The organism is Pseudomonas sp. DSV-1 (assembly GCF_035830915.1).
Classification (GTDB): Bacteria; Pseudomonadota; Gammaproteobacteria; order Pseudomonadales; family Pseudomonadaceae; genus Aquipseudomonas.
Window position 1 is genome coordinate 4,384,208 of sequence record NZ_JAYMYG010000001.1, and the last position, 17,179, is coordinate 4,401,386.

Genomic DNA, 17,179 nt, shown 5'->3' on the forward strand with positions numbered 1-17,179 from the left:
AAGGAGCTGCCCCATGACCACTGCCGTGCTGCAAAGCGCCCCGACCGGCTACAGCGAAAGCGTCTGGACGGCCCTGTTGCGTAACCCTTCGGCACTGATCGGCGCGACGATGCTGGCGCTGGTACTCACCCTGGCGCTGTTGGCCGGAACGCTCTATCCCGGTGATCCGTTGGACATGGTCGCCATGCCGATGCTCTGGCCCGGCGACGACCCGGGCTACTTTCTGGGCAGCGACTCACTGGGCCGCGATGTGGCTGCCGGCATCGCCCACGGCGCCCGGGGCTCCTTATTGATTGCCGCCAGCGCCACCCTCATCAGCGTATTGATCGGCGGGCTGGTCGGTGCCTTGGCCGGCTACCACGGCGGCAAGCTGGGGGATGTGCTGATGCGCATCTGCGAAGTGTTCCAGACCGTGCCGTCGTTTTTGCTGGTGATCGTCATCGTGGCCATCGGCAACCCGACGCTGGGGATCATCGCGCTGGCGATCGGCATCTCCTCATGGCCAACGGTCGCGCGGCTGGTGCGCGCCGAATTCCGTACCCTGCGCGAAGCCGACTTCGTCACCGCCGCCCGCAGCCTGGGCTTCAGCAACAGCTCGATCATCCTGCGCGAAATCCTGCCCAACGCCCTTGCGCCACTGGTGGTCACCACCTCGATCCTGATCGCCCAGGCGATTCTGGTGGAAGCCGGGCTGGCCTTTCTGGGCATGAGCGACCCGAATCAAGCCAGTTGGGGCGCCATGCTCGGCAGCGGTCGTGAACAGATCGCCAGCGGCTGGTACCTGACCGCCCTGCCGGGGCTGGCAATCATCTTCGTGGTGCTGGCCCTCAACCTTCTGGGCGACGGTCTCAACGACGCCCTCAACCCTCGCCTGCGACGGTATATCCCATGAGCCTTCTGGACGTACGCGGTTTGCGCGTGAGCTACGACAACGCCGATGCGGTAAAAGACCTGAGCTTCACGTTGCAGGCAGGCGAGACCCTGGCACTGGTGGGTGAATCCGGCTGCGGCAAATCCACCACGGCCCTGGCGCTGATGGGCCTGCTGCCGGACAACGCCCGGCTGGGCGGCCAGGTCTTGTTTGAAGGCCAGGACCTGCTGAGCATCGCGCCCCGGCAGATGCGCCAGTTGCAAGGCAACGCGCTGGGGATGATTTTTCAGGACCCGCTGTCCAGCCTCAACCCGGTATTGACCCTGGGCGAACAGGTGGCCGAAAACCTGCTGGCGCACACCGACCTCACCCGTCGCCAGGCCTGGAAACGCGTCGAAGAACTGTTCGCGCTGGTGCAACTGCCCCGCCCCGCAGCCCACCTGCACGAGTACCCGCAACATTTGTCTGGCGGTCAGCGCCAGCGGGTGGTGATCGCCATGGCGATTGCCTGCCAGCCGCGCCTGTTGATCGCCGACGAGCCGACCACCGCGCTGGATGTGAGCGTGCAGGCGCAGATTCTCGAATTGCTCGCCCGTTTGCGCGGCGAACTGGGCATGGGGCTGCTGTTGATCACCCATGACCTGGGAGTGGTTGGCCAGCACGCCGACCGGGTGATCGTGATGCACGACGGTCACGCGCTGGAGAGCCAGCCGACCCGTGCCCTGATCGATCGCCCGCAACACCCCTACAGCCGCGGCCTGCTTCAGGCTTCGCTGGGAGCGGAACATGACCAGCACTACCTGAACAACCGCCTGGCCGAAATCAACATCGAGCGCCAGCCCGGCCAGGCCACGCGCTACAGCGTCAACAGCAGCCACTACGGGCCGGGGCGCAAGCCACGGGCACCCGCCGGCAACCCGGCGCTGCTCAAGGTCAGCGACCTGACCACCGGCTACGGCGACAGCACTGTGCTCAACCGCATCAGTCTGGAAGTGGGCGAGCGCGAGAGCGTGGGACTGGTCGGCGAATCGGGCTGCGGCAAGTCGACCCTCAGCCGCACCCTGCTGCGTTTGCTGCCTGCCCGCAGCGGCACAGTCGAGTTCGACGGGCGCGACATCGCCAGCCTCGCCGGTGAGGAGTTGCTGGGCTGGCGACGCCAGGTGCAAATGATTTTCCAGGACCCCTATGCCGCGCTCAATCCGCGCCACAGCGTGGAGACCATTCTCGACCGCGTGCAGCGCCTGCACGGACAGAACGACCCGGGGCAGCGCCAACAGGCACGTCTGGCAATGCTCGACGCCGTCGGTCTTGCGCGCAGCAGTCTGGCGCGTCTGCCCCATCAGTTCTCCGGTGGCCAGCGCCAGCGCATCGGCATCGCCCGGGCGCTGATCCTCAAACCCCGGCTGGTGATCTGCGACGAGCCGGTGTCGGCACTGGATGTCTCGACCCAGGCCCAGATTCTCAACCTGCTGGTGGAACTGCGCGAAGAACTGAGCCTGTCCTACCTGTTTATCTCCCACGACCTGTCGGTGGTGCGCTATTTCGCCGACCGGATCCTGGTGATGGAACAAGGGCAGATTGTCGAGCAAGCCACCCCGCACACCCTCTGGCACTCACCCCGGCACCCTTACACCCGTCGCCTGTTGGCGGCGATACCGGGCGCTGCGGCGCCGAGCCCCCCACCCCTGCCTGTATCCGGCCTGCGCTTTGCTGTTGGCTGGTAATTCCAAGGAGCATCACATGTCACACATAGACTCAGCCTGGGGCGCCGTCCCGTCGGCCGGATACGAAGACCTGGCGCAACGTTTTCGCCCCCTGTTCGCCCGGATTCGCGAGGGGGCAGTGGATCGCGAACTGGAGCGGCGCCTGCCGATCCAGGAACTGCAATGGCTCAAGGAAGCAGGCTTCACCACGGTTCGCGTACCCAAGGCATACGGCGGCGCGGGCGCCAGCCTGCCCGAACTGTTCAACCTGCTGATCGAACTGGCCGAGGCCGACTCGAACCTGGTGCAGTCGTTGCGCGGGCACTTTGGTTTTTGCGAAAACCTGCTCAACAGCCGCGACCGTGAATATCAGGGCATCTGGCTGGAGCGACTGGGCCGTGGCGAGACCGTCAGCCCGGCGTCCGGCGAAGTGGGCAACGCCAAACAGCTTGAATTCGGTACCCGCCTGAGCCTGCACGGCGGCCATTGGCAACTGAGCGGCAGCAAGTTCTACACCACGGGTGCGCTGTATGCCGACTGGGTCGATGTCAGCGCCAACAACCCTGATGAACAGCGAGTCTCGGTGACTGTACGCACCAGCGACCCCGGGGTTGAAATCATTGATGACTGGAACGGTTTCGGCCAGACCCTGACCGCCAGCGGCACGACCCATTTTCGCGAAGTGCCGGTCGATCCGATCAACGTCATCCTGGCTGAAAACCGCTTTCGCTATTCACCGGCTTTTTACCAGACCGTGCACACCGCGACCCTGGCCGGAATTGGCCGGGCGCTGGCCGCAGAGACGGCCGGGCACGTGGCCAAGCGCACCCGCAGTTTCAGCAGCGGCAATGCCCCGCGTGTGGCACAGGATCCGCAAGTGCTGCAAGTGGTGGGCAACCTGCGAAGCGCGGCCTACACCGCGGGAGCCATCACGGCACTGAACGCGCAGGCCCTGCAACGCGCCCATGAAGCGAGCTTGAGCGACGACGAACAGGCGTTGACCCTGGCGGTGAACATCGCGGAACTGGAAGTGGCGCAATCACAAACCATCGTCTCGGACCTGATCATCAAGGCCAGTGGCGATTTGTTTGATGCGCTGAGTGCGTCGGCCACCCTCAAGCCATTGGGGCTGGACCGTTTCTGGCGTAATGCGCGGACGTTGTCGTCCCACAATCCGCGTATCTACAAGAGCCGGATCGTGGGTGACTTCGCGGTCAACGGCACACCGCCGCCTGCGCAATGGCGCATTGGTGTGGCGTAGGATAAAAATCACGAAAAACCCGTAGTCGCTGCCGAAGGAACGAGGCTGCGATCGAGCGCATAGCGGTCGCAAGACCGGTACACGCGGCGTGCCTGATTAACCGTGCAAGCTGACTTTACGACTGCTGCGCAGCCGGACGCAGCCTCGCACGGCTCGTCAGCGACTACAGATTCGCCACCCACCCGCGTGTAGTCGCTGACGAGTAGAACGAGGCTGCGATCGAGCGCGTAGCGATCGCAAATCCGGTACACGCGGTTTGCCTGATTAACCGTGCAAGCTGACTTTACGACTGCTGCGCAGCCGAACGCAGCCTCGCACGGCTCGTCAGCGACTACAGATTCGCCACCCACCCGCGTGTAGTCGCTGACGAGTAGAACGAGGCTGCGATCGAGCGCGTAGCGATCGCAAATCCGGTACACGCGGTTTGCCTGATTAACCGTGCAAGCTGACTTTACGACTGCTGCGCAGCCGGACGTAGCTTCACACGGCTCGTCAGCGACTACAGATTCGCCACCCACCCGCGTGTAGTCGCTGACGAGTAGAACGAGGCTGCGATCGAGCGCGAAGCGGTCGCAAATCCGGTACACACGGTATGCCTGATTAACCGTGGAAGCCGACTTTACGACTGCTTCGCAGCCGGACGCAGCCTCGCACAGCTCGTCAGCGACTACAGATTCGCCACCCACCCGCGTGTAGTCGCTGACGAGTAGAACGAGGCTGCGATCGAGCGCGTAGCGGTCGCAAATCCGGTACACGCGGTTTGCCTGATAAACCGTGCAAGCTGACTTTACGACTGCTTCGCAGCCTCGTTCCTTCGGCAGCGACTACAGGGGCAGGCCATTGGGCTCAATGACACACCAGCCCATCCCCAATCTTCAGGCTGTCCACCAGCAACGCATTGCTGCGCAAATCCCAGGCACGGGTCTGGCCGCCACGGGCCTGCCAGTCATGCAACGCCGCATTGATCAGCGCACGGCTCTGTTTGTCGGTGCGGCTCAGGTATACCCGCACATCACTGCTCGCCTTCAATGTCTGCGGCAACAACGTGTAGAAACGCCAGTCCGGCGCCTGTGCAAGCGCCTGCAAGCTGTTGCGTTCTTCAGCCAACAGGTTGCACTCGCCCGCCATGAACGCCACCGCGGCACGAATCGACGATACATAAGTTCGCAACTCGGCCCCCTGTTGCACCAAGGTTTGCGCCCAGGGACTGCCAACGGCAATGCACACGCTTTGCCCCTGTATCGGGCGCCGGGGCGCATTGCGCAAGCCAATCAACGCACCCTCCCGGTACTGCACCGGCAACTTGCGCAGACTCGCCACCCGATCAGCCACCACAGGCAGTTTCAAGCTCCCGGCTATCACCAGATCGACACTGCCATCGTTAAACCCGGCCGTATCGGGCAGCGCCTGCAGTTGCACCTTCAAGCCAAGGTAAGACCCCAGGGCTTCGGCCAGTTGACTGTCCAGTTCATCCGGCTCGGCAACCAGGGCTTCCTGTCCCAGGGTCGGGCGCGGATAACTGCGTACGCCCACGCGCAGCACCTGGCGCTGTTCGGCCGCCTGCAACAGCGGCCCCCGGGGCATATCGCCCGGTGCCACAGGCCATTGCCAGGCGACCAGCGCCACTGCGCCAGTCACCACTGCCGCCAACCACCTAACCACCGTGGCGCAAGCCCCGGCGCCAATAGGTAAAACGCCGCTCCAGCAAGGCCAGCAAAAAGTTCAGCAACAACCCCACCACCGCCAACAGCAGAATGCCTGCGTACATGCTGGGAATCTGGAACACCTCCTGGGAATTGAGCGTCAGAAAACCCAACCCGGAATGAGCCCCGATCATCTCGGCAGCCACCAGTGCCGTGATGCAATACGCACCCGCCAGACGAATCCCGGTAAAGATCGAAGGCGACGCCGCCGGCAGCACGATTTTGGTAAACAGAAACCAGCGGTTCGCGCCCATCGACAGTGCCGAGTTGATCAGCAACCCATCGACCTGCTTCACGCCGCTGATGGTACTCAACAGAATCGGCCAGAACGACGCCCAGAAAATGATCGCGATCTTGGACAATTCACCAATGCCCAAAAACAGAATAAACACCGGGAACAACGCCAGCGCCGAGGTCTGGCGGAAGAACTGCAACAACGGATCGAGCACACTTTCGACCCGTGCAAACCAGCCCATCATCAACCCCAGGCTGACACCCGAGGCGATGGCCAGCAGCAACCCGGCAAAAGAGCGAAACAGGCTGGCCTGCACGTGCTTGAGCAAGTCACCGCTGCTGGCCAGGTCCAGCACCGCACCCAACACCGCCGACGGCGGGCTCAGGTAGCCGGGATTGACGATCCCCAATTGCGGCAACGCCTCCCAAAGGGCCAGGAACGCCACAATGCCCACGGTGCTGTCGAACACCCGGCGTGAAGTCAATTTAAAGCCCATGGTCATACTCCAATCCGATAACCACCCAGAGTCGCAATGCTCTGCCAGTTCTGATGCGTCGCCGCTGCTGCTGGCTCACGGGTTAGGTCGGTCACTTCATCGCGCAGGGCCTCCCAGGCGCGCTGGCGATAGTGCACAAAGGCTTGGGTATTGCGCAGTTCAGGAAGGCGGGGGCGGGCCAGGTCGATATCGAAAATCTCTTTGATCCGCCCCGGACGCTGAGTCATCACCGCCACCCGATCCGACAGGAAGATCGCCTCGTCCAGGCTGTGGGTGATGAACACGATGGTTTTTTTATGGGTGTCCCAGATGCGCAGTAATTCGCTCTGCAAGGTCTCGCGGGTTTGCGCGTCCAGGGCCGCAAAGGGCTCGTCCATCAGCAGCACGTCCGGGTCGTAGGCCAGCGAGCGGGCAATGGCCACGCGCTGGCGCATGCCGCCGGACAACTCGTGGGGGTAGCGCGAGGCAAAACCGTTGAGCCCCACCAGCTCCAGGTATTCGCGGGCGGTTTCCAGTCGCTGTGCCTTGCCCACACCGCGAATCTCCAGGCCCACGGCGATGTTGTCGAGCACCGTGCGCCAGGGCAGCAGCGCATACCCCTGGAACACCACCCCCTGATTGCGGTTGATGCCTTGCAGGGGTTTACCGTCCACCAGCAGGTCGCCACCGGTCTTGTGGGCAAGCCCGGCGAGGATGTTCATGAAGGTGGATTTGCCACAGCCCGACGGCCCGAGGATGGACAGAAACTCGCCCTCGCGCACCTGCAAGTCGAACCCCTCCAGTACGGGCACCCGCTCCTCACGCCCGGCTTCGTCCCGTGCCTGAAACTCCATGTTCAGGTCACGGGCGATGATCTTGTGGGCAGCCATCAGGCGTGTCCCCGGGCAAATGGGTTGAATTCGTTGGTGTAGACATCCTTGACCCCTATCGAGCCTTTCTTGATCTTGCCTTCGTTTTCGAGGATGTCGATGTAGTACTGAATCGGCGGTTCGGTCACCACCAGATCGTCGATATAGGCAAAGCGCTCTACCAGTTCAAGCTTCATGCCGATGCGCTCGGAAGTGATCTTGCGGGCGTCGTCGGGGTTGGCATTGACCCAGTTGGCAGCACGGGCAATGGCATTGACCACGTCGCGGGTGGCCTCCGGATTCTCGCGGCTGAACTTGCCGAACACGCTGTACGGCGCCATGCCGCCCAGGCCGCCGTCCAGGTCGTAGTCGCTCCACAGCTTGCGCAGCGCCGGGTTGTTCTCGGCCCCCCCGGACGATGGCGGATGGATGATGGCAACGTCGATATTGCCGGTGGCCAGGGTTTGCTCGCCCTGGTTGTCCGGCACCACCACCCAGTTGATCTTGTCGACGTTGACGCCCTGCTCGCGCAGGTATTTTTTGGTCACGAACTCGGCGCAGGCGCCAAAGCTGTTGAAGCCGATGGTTTTGCCTTCAAGGTCCTTGGGTTTGAAGATGCCCGAATTGTCGCGCACGAAGTACTTCATGTGCGGGGCTTCCTGCAGCGTCCTGCCACCGGCGGCGACCACCTTGAGATCCAGGCCACTGGCGATGGCTGAAATCACCAGGGGCACCATGCGCGCACCGAAGTCGATTTCGCCGGTGCCGGTCAACGGAATGATCTGCGGTGCGGCGATGCGCCCGATGTACTTGGGCCGTGCGCGGGTGCCCTCGAAATAGCCGAGGGAATCGGCGACGTAGACCAGATCGAATGACGGGTTGTCCGGGTACTTGAAGTCCACGACCTGATCGGCGCGGCCCTTGATCACGGCGGCGCTTTTACCGGCGCCCGCGTCCTTTTTTTCGCAGCCGGGCAGCAGGATGCCGGCAGCACCGACTGCGCCCAGTACGGCGCAACTTCTGAGGAAAGCTCTTCTGTTGTTGATCGGGTTCATGCCCGCTCCTTATGGATTGAGTGCTGCTGTTGTGGGAGCGGGCTTGCTCGCGACGGCATCACCGTGATTCGACAGGCAGACCGCAGCGCCTGCATCGCGAGCAAGCCCGCTCCCACCCAAGACAATCAGGCTGTTTTCAGGGCGTAACGCGAATCCGGACGCGTCAGGCCGTAGTGCTCGCGCAACGTGCTGCCCGCGTACTCACTGCGGAACAAACCGCGCTTGCGCAAAATCGGCAGCACTTCATCCAGAAACACGTCAAAACCATCGGGGAACGCGGGCGGCATCACGTTAAAACCATCGGCCGCGCCACTGCGGAACCACTGCTCGATCAAGTCGGCAATCTGCACCGGCGTCCCCACCGGCACCCAATGACCCCGCGCACCGGCCAGGCGGTTGATCAACTGGCGCAAGGTGACGTGCTCGCGATCCACAATGTCGATGATCAACTTGAAGCGGCTGGACTGGCTTTCAACACCCTCGAAGTTGATCAGGTGACGGGGGAACGGCGCGTCCAGGTCCTGCCCGCTCAAATCCACCCCCAGCATGCGTCGCAGTTGCCCCAGGGACACATGGGGCAGTACCAGATCGTTGAGTTCATCGAACTTGCGCTGTGCTTCGGCCTCGGTGCTGGCGATGTACGGGCTGATGCCCGGAAGGATTTTCAACTGGCCAGGGTCGCGGCCCACCGCCTTGGCCCGGGCACGGATATCGTTGGCGAATTCGGTCGCGCTGTTCAGGGTCTGGTGAGCGGTGAAAATCGCTTCGGCATGCCTGGCGGCAAAGTCACGGCCATCTTCGGAAGAACCGGCCTGCACCTGCACCGGCCGCCCCTGTGGCGAACGCGGCGAGTTCAACGGGCCCTTGACCTTGTAGTAGGCGCCCACGTGGTTGATCGAGTGCACCTTGGTGCTGTCGGCAAACACCCCGGCCGTCTTGTCCAGCACCAGCGCGTCGTCTTCCCAGCTGTCCCACAGATTACCGACCACGTTGACGAATTCTTCAGCCTGGGCGTAGCGGTCATGGGCCGAGGGATGTTCATCCAGGCCGAAATTGGCCGCGGCGGCGGCCATTGAGGTGGTGACGATATTCCAGCCTGCACGGCCCTTGCTCAGGTGGTCCAGCGCGCTGAACGAGCGGGCCAGGTTGTAGGGTTCGCTGTAGGTGGTGCTGGCCGTGGCAATCAGGCCGATACGCTGGGTCACTGCGGCAATGGCGGCAAGCCAGGTGACCGGTTCAAAACGGATGCGCAGGCCTTCACGGCCGCTTTCGGCCAGTGACGGCGAGTCGGCAAAAAAGATCGCGTCGAGTTTTTCCCGCTCGGCACGCAGCGCCAACTGCTGGTAGTAACCAATGTCCATCGACGATTCCGGCACCGACTGTGGATGGCGCCAGGCCGCTTCGTGATGGCCGTTGGGGTAGATAAACAGGTTGAGGCTGAGCTGACGTTCGGACATGTTCTGTTCTCTGAATTCAGGTGACGGAGGGGTTCAATGCAGTTCGGCGAAGTCGCTCAGCACGTCGTCGCGCAGAGCAATAAAACGGCTGTCGCTGCGGTTGCGCGGGCGCGGCAGGTCGATGTCGAGAATGCGCCGGATACGCCCGGGGTTGGGCTGCATGACCACCACGCGATCGCCCAGGAACACGGCCTCGTCCACATCGTGAGTGACCAGGATCATGGTGATTTTTTCCTTGGCCCAAATGTTTTGCAGCTCACCCTGCAGGCGCGCACGGGTCAGGGCATCGAGGGCGCCCAGGGGTTCGTCCAGCAGCAGCACGCTGGGGCGATTGACCAGCCCCCGGGCGATGGCCACACGCTGGGCCATGCCGCCAGAGATCTGATGCGGGTAGGCGTCGATAAAATCCTGCAGGCCCACCAGCTCGATATGCTCGCGCACGGTGTCGCGCTTTTCCTTCGCGCTCAGGGGCGAATTCTTGAGCGCGACCGCCACGTTCTGTTCGACGTTGAGCCAAGGGAACAAACGGTGATCCTGAAACACGATGCCGCGCTCCAGACCCGTGCCGTCGATGGGTTGGCCATTGAGCAGGATGCGCCCCTCGTACTCTTCGTCCAGGCCAAGAATCAGGCGCAGCAGGGTGGACTTGCCGCAACCGCTGGCGCCGACGATGCTGATGAATTCGCCGGGGGCGATGTCGAGCTGGATATTGTCCAGTACCTGCAATTGGCTGGTGCTGCCCGGTCGGGAAGCAAAGCGCTTGCTGATGTTTTCCAGGGTCAGGCTGTTATTGAGCATGCTGCAATCCTTCTGAAAGTGCCGATCAACGCGGGTCAATGCCGTACAGGCGCTGCATCCGTCGCTCAAAAATCCGGGCCAGTGCATTGAGGCTCCAGCCCACCAGGCCGATGACCACCATGCCGAACAGCACCAGGTCCATCATGAAATGCTCGCTGCCATCGATCAGCGTGTTGCCGATGCCCTCCCCCGACACCAGCAGGTATTCGGCACCGATGGTCGCCAGCCACGAATACACCAGCGCCAGATACAGCCCGGTGAAGATCGACGGCAAGGCGGCGGGCAACATGACCCCGACGATGGTTTGCCAGCGGCTGAAGCGGTAGACCCGCGCCACTTCCAGCAGGTTGGGCGGCACATTGCGCAGGCCGTCGCAGGTGTTCACCACCACCGGCACCAGCGCCGCCAGTGACAGGAACACCACCTTGGCCACATCACCCAGGCCAAACCACACCGAGATCAGCGGGATCCAGGCGAACAGCGAAATCTGCTTGAACGTGTTGAAGCTGGGGCCTACCAACCGCTCGAAGTAGTGCGACAGGCCCAGCAGGCAGCCCAGCACCAGACCCAGGGTGGTGCCGATAAAAAAGCCGCTTAGGTTGCGCGCCAGGCTGGCGCTGATCGCCCGCCAGAACTTGCCTGAAGCTATCTGGTCCCAGGCCGTGGCCGCGACCTTTTCCGGCGAGACCAGCAGACCGGACTGGCTCCAGCCCATGTGTGAAGCCAGCCACCACAGGGCAACGGCGCTGATCGGCAATACCCAGCCGCGATAGCGACGGCTGATGCTGCTGCCATGATTGATTGCCAGGGCGCTACTCATGACAGGCGCCCCGCTACAGGTGCGCGGCCACGATTGAGGCGCCGCTCGGCGTGATCAAAACCGCGATCGATCAACAGTCCGATCGCACCGACCACCACCACCGCCGCCATCACCAGATCCAGCTGGAACAGTTGGCGACCATACACAATCAGGTAACCCAGCCCTTCGCTCGACGCCACCAGCTCAACCACCACCAGTGACAGCCAGGCTTTGGTGAAGCCAAGGCGCAGACCGGTGAACAGGGTCGGAATGGCCGCAGGCAACACGATGAACACCACGCTCTGCCAACGGCTGAAGCCGTAAGCCCGACCCGCTTCCAGCAACCCTTTGGGGGCCTGGTGAAAAGCCTGCAAGGTGCACAGCGTGATCGGCACCATCGCGGCCTTGGCGATCAGCACATACTTGAGCGGCTCGCCGATGCCGAACAGCAGCAAGGCAAACGGCAGCCAGCCCAGTACCGGTATCTGCACCAGAGCATTGAAGGTGGGAAGCAGATAATCCTCGACGGTTTTCGACAGCCCCATGGCCAACCCCAGCGCCACACCGACAGCGGCGCCCAGGGCAAAGCCGACCACCACCCGTTGCAGGCTGGCGGCCGCATTTATCCACAGGTCGCCTGACGTGAAGAGGTCCGACAGGGTTTCATAGACATAGGCGGGCGGCGGCAGCACCTGCTCTGAGAGCAGACCCAGTTCAACCCCCACGTACCACAGGCCCAGCAACGTCAGCGGCAGCAGCCACGGCAACGCCTTGTCACCCAGTCTTGAAGCCCAGGCCGATGTGCGGGGCACCTCGACCTTGCGTACGGGCCGGGGCGGTGCGGGTGGCAAGCGCTTGACGTTGGCCTTGGGTAGCGCCGGTGCGTACTGCTGGGGTGTGACGGTCTGTGCCCTGGCCATGTGCGTGGCTCCTTAGCTACTACAAAAAACGGAGTTCCTGTTGGCGACCTTGTGGGAGCGGGCTTGCTCGCGATGCAGACGACACGGTCTGTCTGGATAACCGCGTCGATTCAATCGCGAGCAAGCCCGCTCCCACAGGGGTATGCAGTTACTTGCCCGCTACCGCATTGCCTTCAGGCTGCTTGCCATCCGGGCCATAGGCCGTCCAGAAGGTTTCAAGGCCTTTGGCTTTGAGGGCCGCCTGCAGGTATGAAGGCTCAAACCAGCCATCGATACTGACCGGACGACGGATCAACTTTTCGTCCTTGGCCTGCTCCGCCACCGCCTTGTAGCGGCTCAACAAAAAGGGATCGATCAGCGGGGAAGCCTTGTCGCGGATGCTGACCCCGGCAGAGTCGGCGCGCAGCGACTCAACCGGTTCGTTGCTCTTGGCCCACTCGGCGAAAACGGCCTCACGGTGGTCTTCTTCGGACGTCCATTTCGCAGCGTCCACCAGGGTGTCGACAACCTTCTGTACATTGGCCGGATGCTCTTTTTCATAGGCCCCGCGAACCACCAATGCGGTCTGGCGGGTGTAACGCACATCCTGGGTGGGGTTGTCGTAAATGATGTCGATCAGGCCCTTGTCGCGCAGCTTGAACAGTTCACGACCGCCAAAGGCGGCATCCACGCCGTTGGAAACCAGCGCTGCCTGAGTGCTGCCGGTATCGAGGTTGATGACCTTGATATCGCGCTCGGTCAGGCCGTGCTCGGCCAACAGGTTGATCGACACCAGATGGCCGTTGGTACCGCGAAACACCGCGACTTTCTTGCCTTTGAGGTCATCGATACTTTTGATGTCCGAGCCCTTGGGCACGGCCAGATACAGATTGGCCCTCACACCCAGGGCCGCCAGCAGCTTGGTGTCCAGGCCGTTGGCGCGTCCGACCACGGCAGGCAGATCGCCCTGATAGGCGAAGTCCAGTTGCTGGTTGGACAAGGCTTCGTTGACTGCGGGGCCAGCCCCTTTGAAGAAGAACCACTGCACGTCGGTTCCGCTTCCGGCGAAAGCCTTTTCCAGCAGTTGCTGGTTGCGCACGATCCCGAGGGTCGAGCCACTGAACGTCACCGGATCACCCCCACCGGCGGTGGCTACACCGATCCGTAAAACATCGGCCTGGGCCAGCGGCACAGCCATGACTGCTGCCAGCGCGGCGGCGATGCGACCTTTGCGAAACAGGGATTTAGCGTTGAATGAGGCCATGGGCTGGTTTTCCTGGGAGCGATGGGGTTCGGCCGGTCAGGCGGCGAGGTGTTTTTTGTCGGCTTCGGTTTTGGGCGAGCGCGTCTCAGGCGTCGGCTTGAGCGCCTGGCTCAGGCGACCGTCCACACCCACCGGCACGTCGCCGTCGATGGTGGTGCGGCGCACGATGCGCTGGGCATCGCCGTAGTCGTTGATCGCAATATGCTGCGTGGCGCGGTTGTCCCAGATCACCACATCGCCTTCCTGCCAGCGCCAGCGCACGGTGTTGTCGACATGGGTAATGCGGTCGTGGAACAGGCGGATCAGTTGTTTGGAGTCATTGCTGCTAACACCCTGCAGTTCTTTTACAAAGTGGCCCAACAACAAACTTCTTTCGCCGGACTCAGGGTGAACGCGAACCAGGGGATGTTCGGTTTCATACACTTGGGCGGTGAACTGTTCGCGATAACGCTTAAGACCCGACTCATCGGTATCGCGCGGCGCGGCATAGTCATACACATTGGTATGCAAGGCACGCAAACTGTCGGCCAATTGTTTTAAAGGCTCTGGCAAGTCGGCATAGGCCGATGCGGTATTAGCCCACACGGTATCGCCGCCATAAGGCGGAATGACCACACCGCGCAAGATGGAAATCTTTGGGTAGTTGGCAACAAAGGTCACATCGGTGTGCCAGGAGTTGGCGCGGGTTTCCTTGGCATCCAGATGCAGGATGGCGGCGCTTTTCTCGGCAGAGCGCACGGTCGGATGGGGCACCTGATCACCGAAGCGTCGAGAGAAGGCTTCATGTTCGGCGTCATCCAGATGCTGATCACGAAAGAACAGAACTTTGTATTTCAACAGTGCCTGATTAATAAACTCGAATGATTCGGCACTGATATCCCCGCCCAGTTTTATGCCTTCAAGTTGTGCACCAATCCGACCTGCCACAGGTTTTACTTGAATAGTCATTGCGCCACTCCTGCCTCACGAGTTGTTGTGGACAGATCATAAAGGCATAAAAGCAGCGCTGACTAATCACTATTTAATCTAAAGATAGATGAGCACTTTTATAGAACTCAACCCGTTTTAACGACTTTAAATAGTTATAAGTTTTTTGGTTGTAAGGTCATAACTGATTAAGTGAATGAACCTGAAACCAGAAGCTAAAGGCTCACCAGTAGGCTGGTTTGTCGGCTGGTTTTTTGCGGGTGGGTATACGTGCAGGGAACTGATACCGGGCCAGTTCGGCGTTAGTGACCACCTGTCGCATCCAGTTCACGTACTGCTTCAACGAACCCGGAGCCGTTCGCTGAATGCCCTCACGGTGAGGCAGGATCACTCCTAGCTGCAGTCCGGGGAAATCCTCCCTGAGCGCCCTTAAAGCCGGGGTCATATCGGTATCGGCAGATACCAGGACAAGCTGCTCTACACGCAGTTCAAGTGGTAACGCGGCCTGCCGGGCCGCAAGCCGGTACATACTGATGGCGATATGAACGTCCGTCTCTTTCTCTTCAAGCTTCCAGATCTCAACCTGGTCATCTCTGGACGCCGCAGTGGCCTTATCAACAAAACGCGGCGCCTTGCCTGATTCAAGCTGGTGACGTCCGTAATACACATCGACACCCCGTGATATCAGCGCACGAATGTAGGTGTCCTGGGCCTCTTTTGAGGCAATGCCACGGCTGGCCAATGAGGGTTTGACGCCGGAGGTGAAAAAACTCACAGCAGCAAGCGTGCTGTCGCAGTGTTCGATACGGATGATATGAGCCAGCAGGGCAGGAAGATCCAGCCACTTGTACGGAGTGCCGGCCAGCAGGCCGTAAAACACGTTGTAGCCGTCTACAAAGCACGCTGTACGCAAGATTTCCTATCCCTGGAAACGAAAAAACCGGCCCTGGGCCGGTTTTTTCACCCCAACGGCCAGCGAACTGAATCACTGCGTACGGGGCTGAGTAGTGGGCCGATTATTGCGCAACACCGAGCGCAACACAAGATGAATTCGGGTGATCAGATGCATGGGTAAAGCGAGCGCTACTGTCGCAAAATCGAACAGTGTGCGGGCGGTTTCGTTTAACACAATCCGTGTCAAGTTAAGCCCGGGGCTGGTTTGTGCCTATGGCGGCTTAATGTCTTCAGAACATATGAACAACGCAGACCACTCAACCGCCCAATGGCACTTGCAAAAGAAACGGGCAGAGGCAAGTGTAATGACAAATGTCATTACACGAGTCAAAGCCATGGCCTCCATCAATATCCGCATCGACGATGAACTCAAAGCTCGCGCTTACCAGGAACTTGAGCGCCTGGGTGTCACCCCCTCGGAACTGGTCCGCCAGGCATTCCAGTACGTGGCCGAACGCGGCCAACTGCCCTTTCGCCCCATGCTGGTGACAGAAGAAGACGAAGCCCTCATCAATACCGTGCGCGAACGCCTGGCTGCGCCGCAAAGGCTCAAGGTGACACTGGATGACCTTTGATCTTGAGTTACGGCAAATCCAGAGCCCTGTAAAAACAGGATTTCAACTGGGTTAACCCCTCTGGCATATGCCTTGCACCCTCGCAGTATGCTTTTGCCAAGGTGCTGCCTCCCATGAACGAATCACTCGCCGGCCCTCTGGCCTGGGTCAACGGCAGCGATGCCCCGGAAAAAACCGAAATCAACCTGGGTTTTATGGCCCTCACTGATTGCGCCTCGGTGGTGGTGGCCGCCACTCAAGGCTTCGCCCAGCCCTTCGGCCTGACCCTTAACCTCAAGCGCCAGTCGTCCTGGGCCAGCCTGCGGGACAATCTGGTCAGCGGCCAGCTCGACGCCGCCCACAGTCTGTACGGCCTGATCTACACCGTGCACCTGGGCATTGGCGGCGTGACAGCCACCGACATGGCCGTGCTGATGGGGCTCAATCAAAACGGCCAGAGCCTCAACCTCTCCCACGGCTTGCAGGCCCAAGGCGTGATCCGTCCTGAGGCGCTGCAACAACACGTGCACCAAAGTCGCGCAAAACTGACTTTCGCCCAGACTTTTCCCACGGGAACTCATGCCATGTGGCTGTATTACTGGCTGGCGAGTCAGGGCATTCACCCTTTGCAAGATGTCGACAGCGTGGTGGTGCCGCCGCAACAGATGGTCGCGCACTTGCAAGCCGGACGGATTGACGGGTTTTGCGTCGGCGAGCCCTGGGCCGCCAGTGCGGTGGAACACAATATGGGGTTCACCCTCACCACCACTCAGGCCCTGTGGCCCGATCACCCGGAAAAAGTCCTGGGCTGTACCCGCGCCTTCGTCGAGCAGTACCCCAACACCGCCCGGGCGCTGGTCATGGCGATTCTCGAAGCCAGCCGTTTTATCGAGCAAAGCGACGAAAACCGTCGCAGTACCGCACAGTTGCTGAGCGCCCCCGAGTACCTGAATGCACCCGTCGAGTGCATCGCGCCGCGTTTGCTGGGCGATTACAGCGATGGCCTGGGCAATCACTGGCAAGACTCCCACCCGTTGCGCTTTCATGGCGACGGTGAGGTCAACCTGCCCTACTTGTCCGACGGCATGTGGTTCATGACCCAGTTCCGCCGCTGGGGCTTGTTGCGCGACGACCCGGATTACCTCGGCGTCGCCCGTCAGGTTCAGCAACTGGCGCTGTACCGCGATGCCGCCAGCGCTGTGGGTGTGAACGCCAGTGGAGCCGACATGCGCAGCAGCCAACTGATCGACGGCAAGGTGTGGGACGGCTCTGACCCCGCAGGCTATGCACGAAGCTTTGCGCTGCATGCCATGAGCGCCAGCGCTCCCCTTCTAGCCCGTCGTTGACTGGAGCCT

General features: G+C 61.4%; 16 protein-coding genes. 5 read left to right on the top strand and 11 right to left on the bottom strand.

Annotation, left to right across the window (positions count from 1 at the left end):
- The first annotated feature begins 13 nt into the window (after positions 1-13).
- The 3 genes from VSQ83_RS20550 to VSQ83_RS20560 are packed head-to-tail and all read left to right on the top strand — an operon-like array spanning position 14 to position 3,835.
- Complete coding sequence (locus tag VSQ83_RS20550) at positions 14-892, top strand: ABC transporter permease (protein ID WP_326427404.1); 879 nt, start codon at positions 14-16, stop codon at positions 890-892.
- Positions 889-2,595, top strand: coding sequence for an ABC transporter ATP-binding protein (locus VSQ83_RS20555; RefSeq protein WP_326427406.1), 1,707 nt, complete (start codon positions 889-891; stop codon positions 2,593-2,595). Before VSQ83_RS20550 ends, VSQ83_RS20555 begins: the two co-directional genes overlap by 4 nt.
- 16 nt (positions 2,596-2,611) lie before the next feature.
- Positions 2,612-3,835: an acyl-CoA dehydrogenase family protein gene (locus VSQ83_RS20560; RefSeq protein ID WP_326427407.1), complete on the top strand. Its 1,224-nt coding sequence runs from the start codon at positions 2,612-2,614 to the stop codon at positions 3,833-3,835.
- Between the two features lie 846 nt (positions 3,836-4,681).
- Here VSQ83_RS20560 and VSQ83_RS20565 read toward each other — a convergent pair.
- From VSQ83_RS20565 to VSQ83_RS20615, 11 genes are all read right to left on the bottom strand, one after another.
- Complete coding sequence (locus tag VSQ83_RS20565; RefSeq protein ID WP_326427409.1) at positions 4,682-5,473, bottom strand: ABC transporter substrate-binding protein; 792 nt, start codon at positions 5,471-5,473, stop codon at positions 4,682-4,684.
- A 16-nt stretch (positions 5,474-5,489) separates the two neighbouring features.
- The gene (locus tag VSQ83_RS20570; RefSeq protein ID WP_048352525.1) at positions 5,490-6,269 is read right to left on the bottom strand and encodes an ABC transporter permease; all 780 of its coding nucleotides are present in this window, start codon (positions 6,267-6,269) and stop codon (positions 5,490-5,492) included.
- A gap of 2 nt (positions 6,270-6,271) precedes the next feature.
- On the bottom strand, positions 6,272-7,138 hold the full coding sequence (locus VSQ83_RS20575) for an ABC transporter ATP-binding protein (RefSeq protein WP_219262392.1): 867 nt from the start codon (positions 7,136-7,138) through the stop codon (positions 6,272-6,274).
- On the bottom strand, positions 7,138-8,172 hold the full coding sequence (locus VSQ83_RS20580; RefSeq protein WP_219262391.1) for an ABC transporter substrate-binding protein: 1,035 nt from the start codon (positions 8,170-8,172) through the stop codon (positions 7,138-7,140). Before VSQ83_RS20580 ends, VSQ83_RS20575 begins: the two co-directional genes overlap by 1 nt.
- Before the next feature lie 125 nt (positions 8,173-8,297).
- On the bottom strand, positions 8,298-9,629 hold the full coding sequence (locus VSQ83_RS20585; RefSeq protein WP_326397311.1) for an LLM class flavin-dependent oxidoreductase: 1,332 nt from the start codon (positions 9,627-9,629) through the stop codon (positions 8,298-8,300).
- A gap of 33 nt (positions 9,630-9,662) precedes the next feature.
- Entirely contained in the window at positions 9,663-10,427 is a 765-nt protein-coding gene (locus VSQ83_RS20590) for an ABC transporter ATP-binding protein (RefSeq protein ID WP_095029759.1), read from the bottom strand.
- 25 nt (positions 10,428-10,452) lie between these two features.
- Complete coding sequence (locus VSQ83_RS20595; RefSeq protein WP_219262389.1) at positions 10,453-11,247, bottom strand: ABC transporter permease; 795 nt, start codon at positions 11,245-11,247, stop codon at positions 10,453-10,455.
- Positions 11,244-12,146, bottom strand: coding sequence for an ABC transporter permease (locus VSQ83_RS20600; protein WP_219262388.1), 903 nt, complete (start codon positions 12,144-12,146; stop codon positions 11,244-11,246). The genes VSQ83_RS20595 and VSQ83_RS20600 overlap by 4 nt, the downstream gene beginning before the upstream one ends.
- A 148-nt stretch (positions 12,147-12,294) precedes the next feature.
- A complete protein-coding gene (locus VSQ83_RS20605; RefSeq protein ID WP_133078855.1) occupies positions 12,295-13,389 on the bottom strand; it encodes an ABC transporter substrate-binding protein in 1,095 nt (364 codons plus the stop codon).
- A 36-nt stretch (positions 13,390-13,425) separates the two neighbouring features.
- Positions 13,426-14,337 (bottom strand): TauD/TfdA dioxygenase family protein, encoded by a 912-nt coding sequence (locus VSQ83_RS20610; protein WP_133078854.1) that lies wholly within the window; start codon positions 14,335-14,337, stop codon positions 13,426-13,428.
- A gap of 202 nt (positions 14,338-14,539) precedes the next feature.
- The gene (locus tag VSQ83_RS20615; protein ID WP_326427410.1) at positions 14,540-15,229 is read right to left on the bottom strand and encodes an NYN domain-containing protein; all 690 of its coding nucleotides are present in this window, start codon (positions 15,227-15,229) and stop codon (positions 14,540-14,542) included.
- Between the two features lie 376 nt (positions 15,230-15,605).
- Here VSQ83_RS20615 and VSQ83_RS20620 point away from each other — a divergent pair, with 376 nt between their 5' ends.
- Together VSQ83_RS20620 and VSQ83_RS20625 are read left to right on the top strand one after the other, a co-directional pair.
- Positions 15,606-15,845 carry a type II toxin-antitoxin system RelB/DinJ family antitoxin gene (locus VSQ83_RS20620; protein WP_219262387.1) on the top strand — a complete coding sequence of 80 codons (240 nt, stop codon included), beginning with the start codon at positions 15,606-15,608 and terminating at the stop codon, positions 15,843-15,845.
- 113 nt (positions 15,846-15,958) lie between these two features.
- The gene (locus VSQ83_RS20625; protein WP_326427411.1) at positions 15,959-17,170 is read left to right on the top strand and encodes a CmpA/NrtA family ABC transporter substrate-binding protein; all 1,212 of its coding nucleotides are present in this window, start codon (positions 15,959-15,961) and stop codon (positions 17,168-17,170) included.
- Positions 17,171-17,179 lie beyond the last annotated feature (9 nt).

Coding starts and splice junctions, on each gene's coding strand:
- VSQ83_RS20625 (WP_326427411.1), top strand. CDS start 15,959: ATGAACGAATCACTCGCCGGCCCTCTGGCCTGGGTCAACGGCAGCGAT.
- VSQ83_RS20605 (WP_133078855.1), bottom strand. CDS start 13,389: ATGGCCTCATTCAACGCTAAATCCCTGTTTCGCAAAGGTCGCATCGCC.
- VSQ83_RS20585 (WP_326397311.1), bottom strand. CDS start 9,629: ATGTCCGAACGTCAGCTCAGCCTCAACCTGTTTATCTACCCCAACGGC.
- VSQ83_RS20620 (WP_219262387.1), top strand. CDS start 15,606: ATGGCCTCCATCAATATCCGCATCGACGATGAACTCAAAGCTCGCGCT.
- VSQ83_RS20550 (WP_326427404.1), top strand. CDS start 14: ATGACCACTGCCGTGCTGCAAAGCGCCCCGACCGGCTACAGCGAAAGC.
- VSQ83_RS20595 (WP_219262389.1), bottom strand. CDS start 11,247: ATGAGTAGCGCCCTGGCAATCAATCATGGCAGCAGCATCAGCCGTCGC.
- VSQ83_RS20600 (WP_219262388.1), bottom strand. CDS start 12,146: ATGGCCAGGGCACAGACCGTCACACCCCAGCAGTACGCACCGGCGCTA.
- VSQ83_RS20580 (WP_219262391.1), bottom strand. CDS start 8,172: ATGAACCCGATCAACAACAGAAGAGCTTTCCTCAGAAGTTGCGCCGTA.
- VSQ83_RS20610 (WP_133078854.1), bottom strand. CDS start 14,337: ATGACTATTCAAGTAAAACCTGTGGCAGGTCGGATTGGTGCACAACTT.
- VSQ83_RS20575 (WP_219262392.1), bottom strand. CDS start 7,138: ATGGCTGCCCACAAGATCATCGCCCGTGACCTGAACATGGAGTTTCAG.
- VSQ83_RS20570 (WP_048352525.1), bottom strand. CDS start 6,269: ATGGGCTTTAAATTGACTTCACGCCGGGTGTTCGACAGCACCGTGGGC.
- VSQ83_RS20590 (WP_095029759.1), bottom strand. CDS start 10,427: ATGCTCAATAACAGCCTGACCCTGGAAAACATCAGCAAGCGCTTTGCT.
- VSQ83_RS20555 (WP_326427406.1), top strand. CDS start 889: ATGAGCCTTCTGGACGTACGCGGTTTGCGCGTGAGCTACGACAACGCC.
- VSQ83_RS20560 (WP_326427407.1), top strand. CDS start 2,612: ATGTCACACATAGACTCAGCCTGGGGCGCCGTCCCGTCGGCCGGATAC.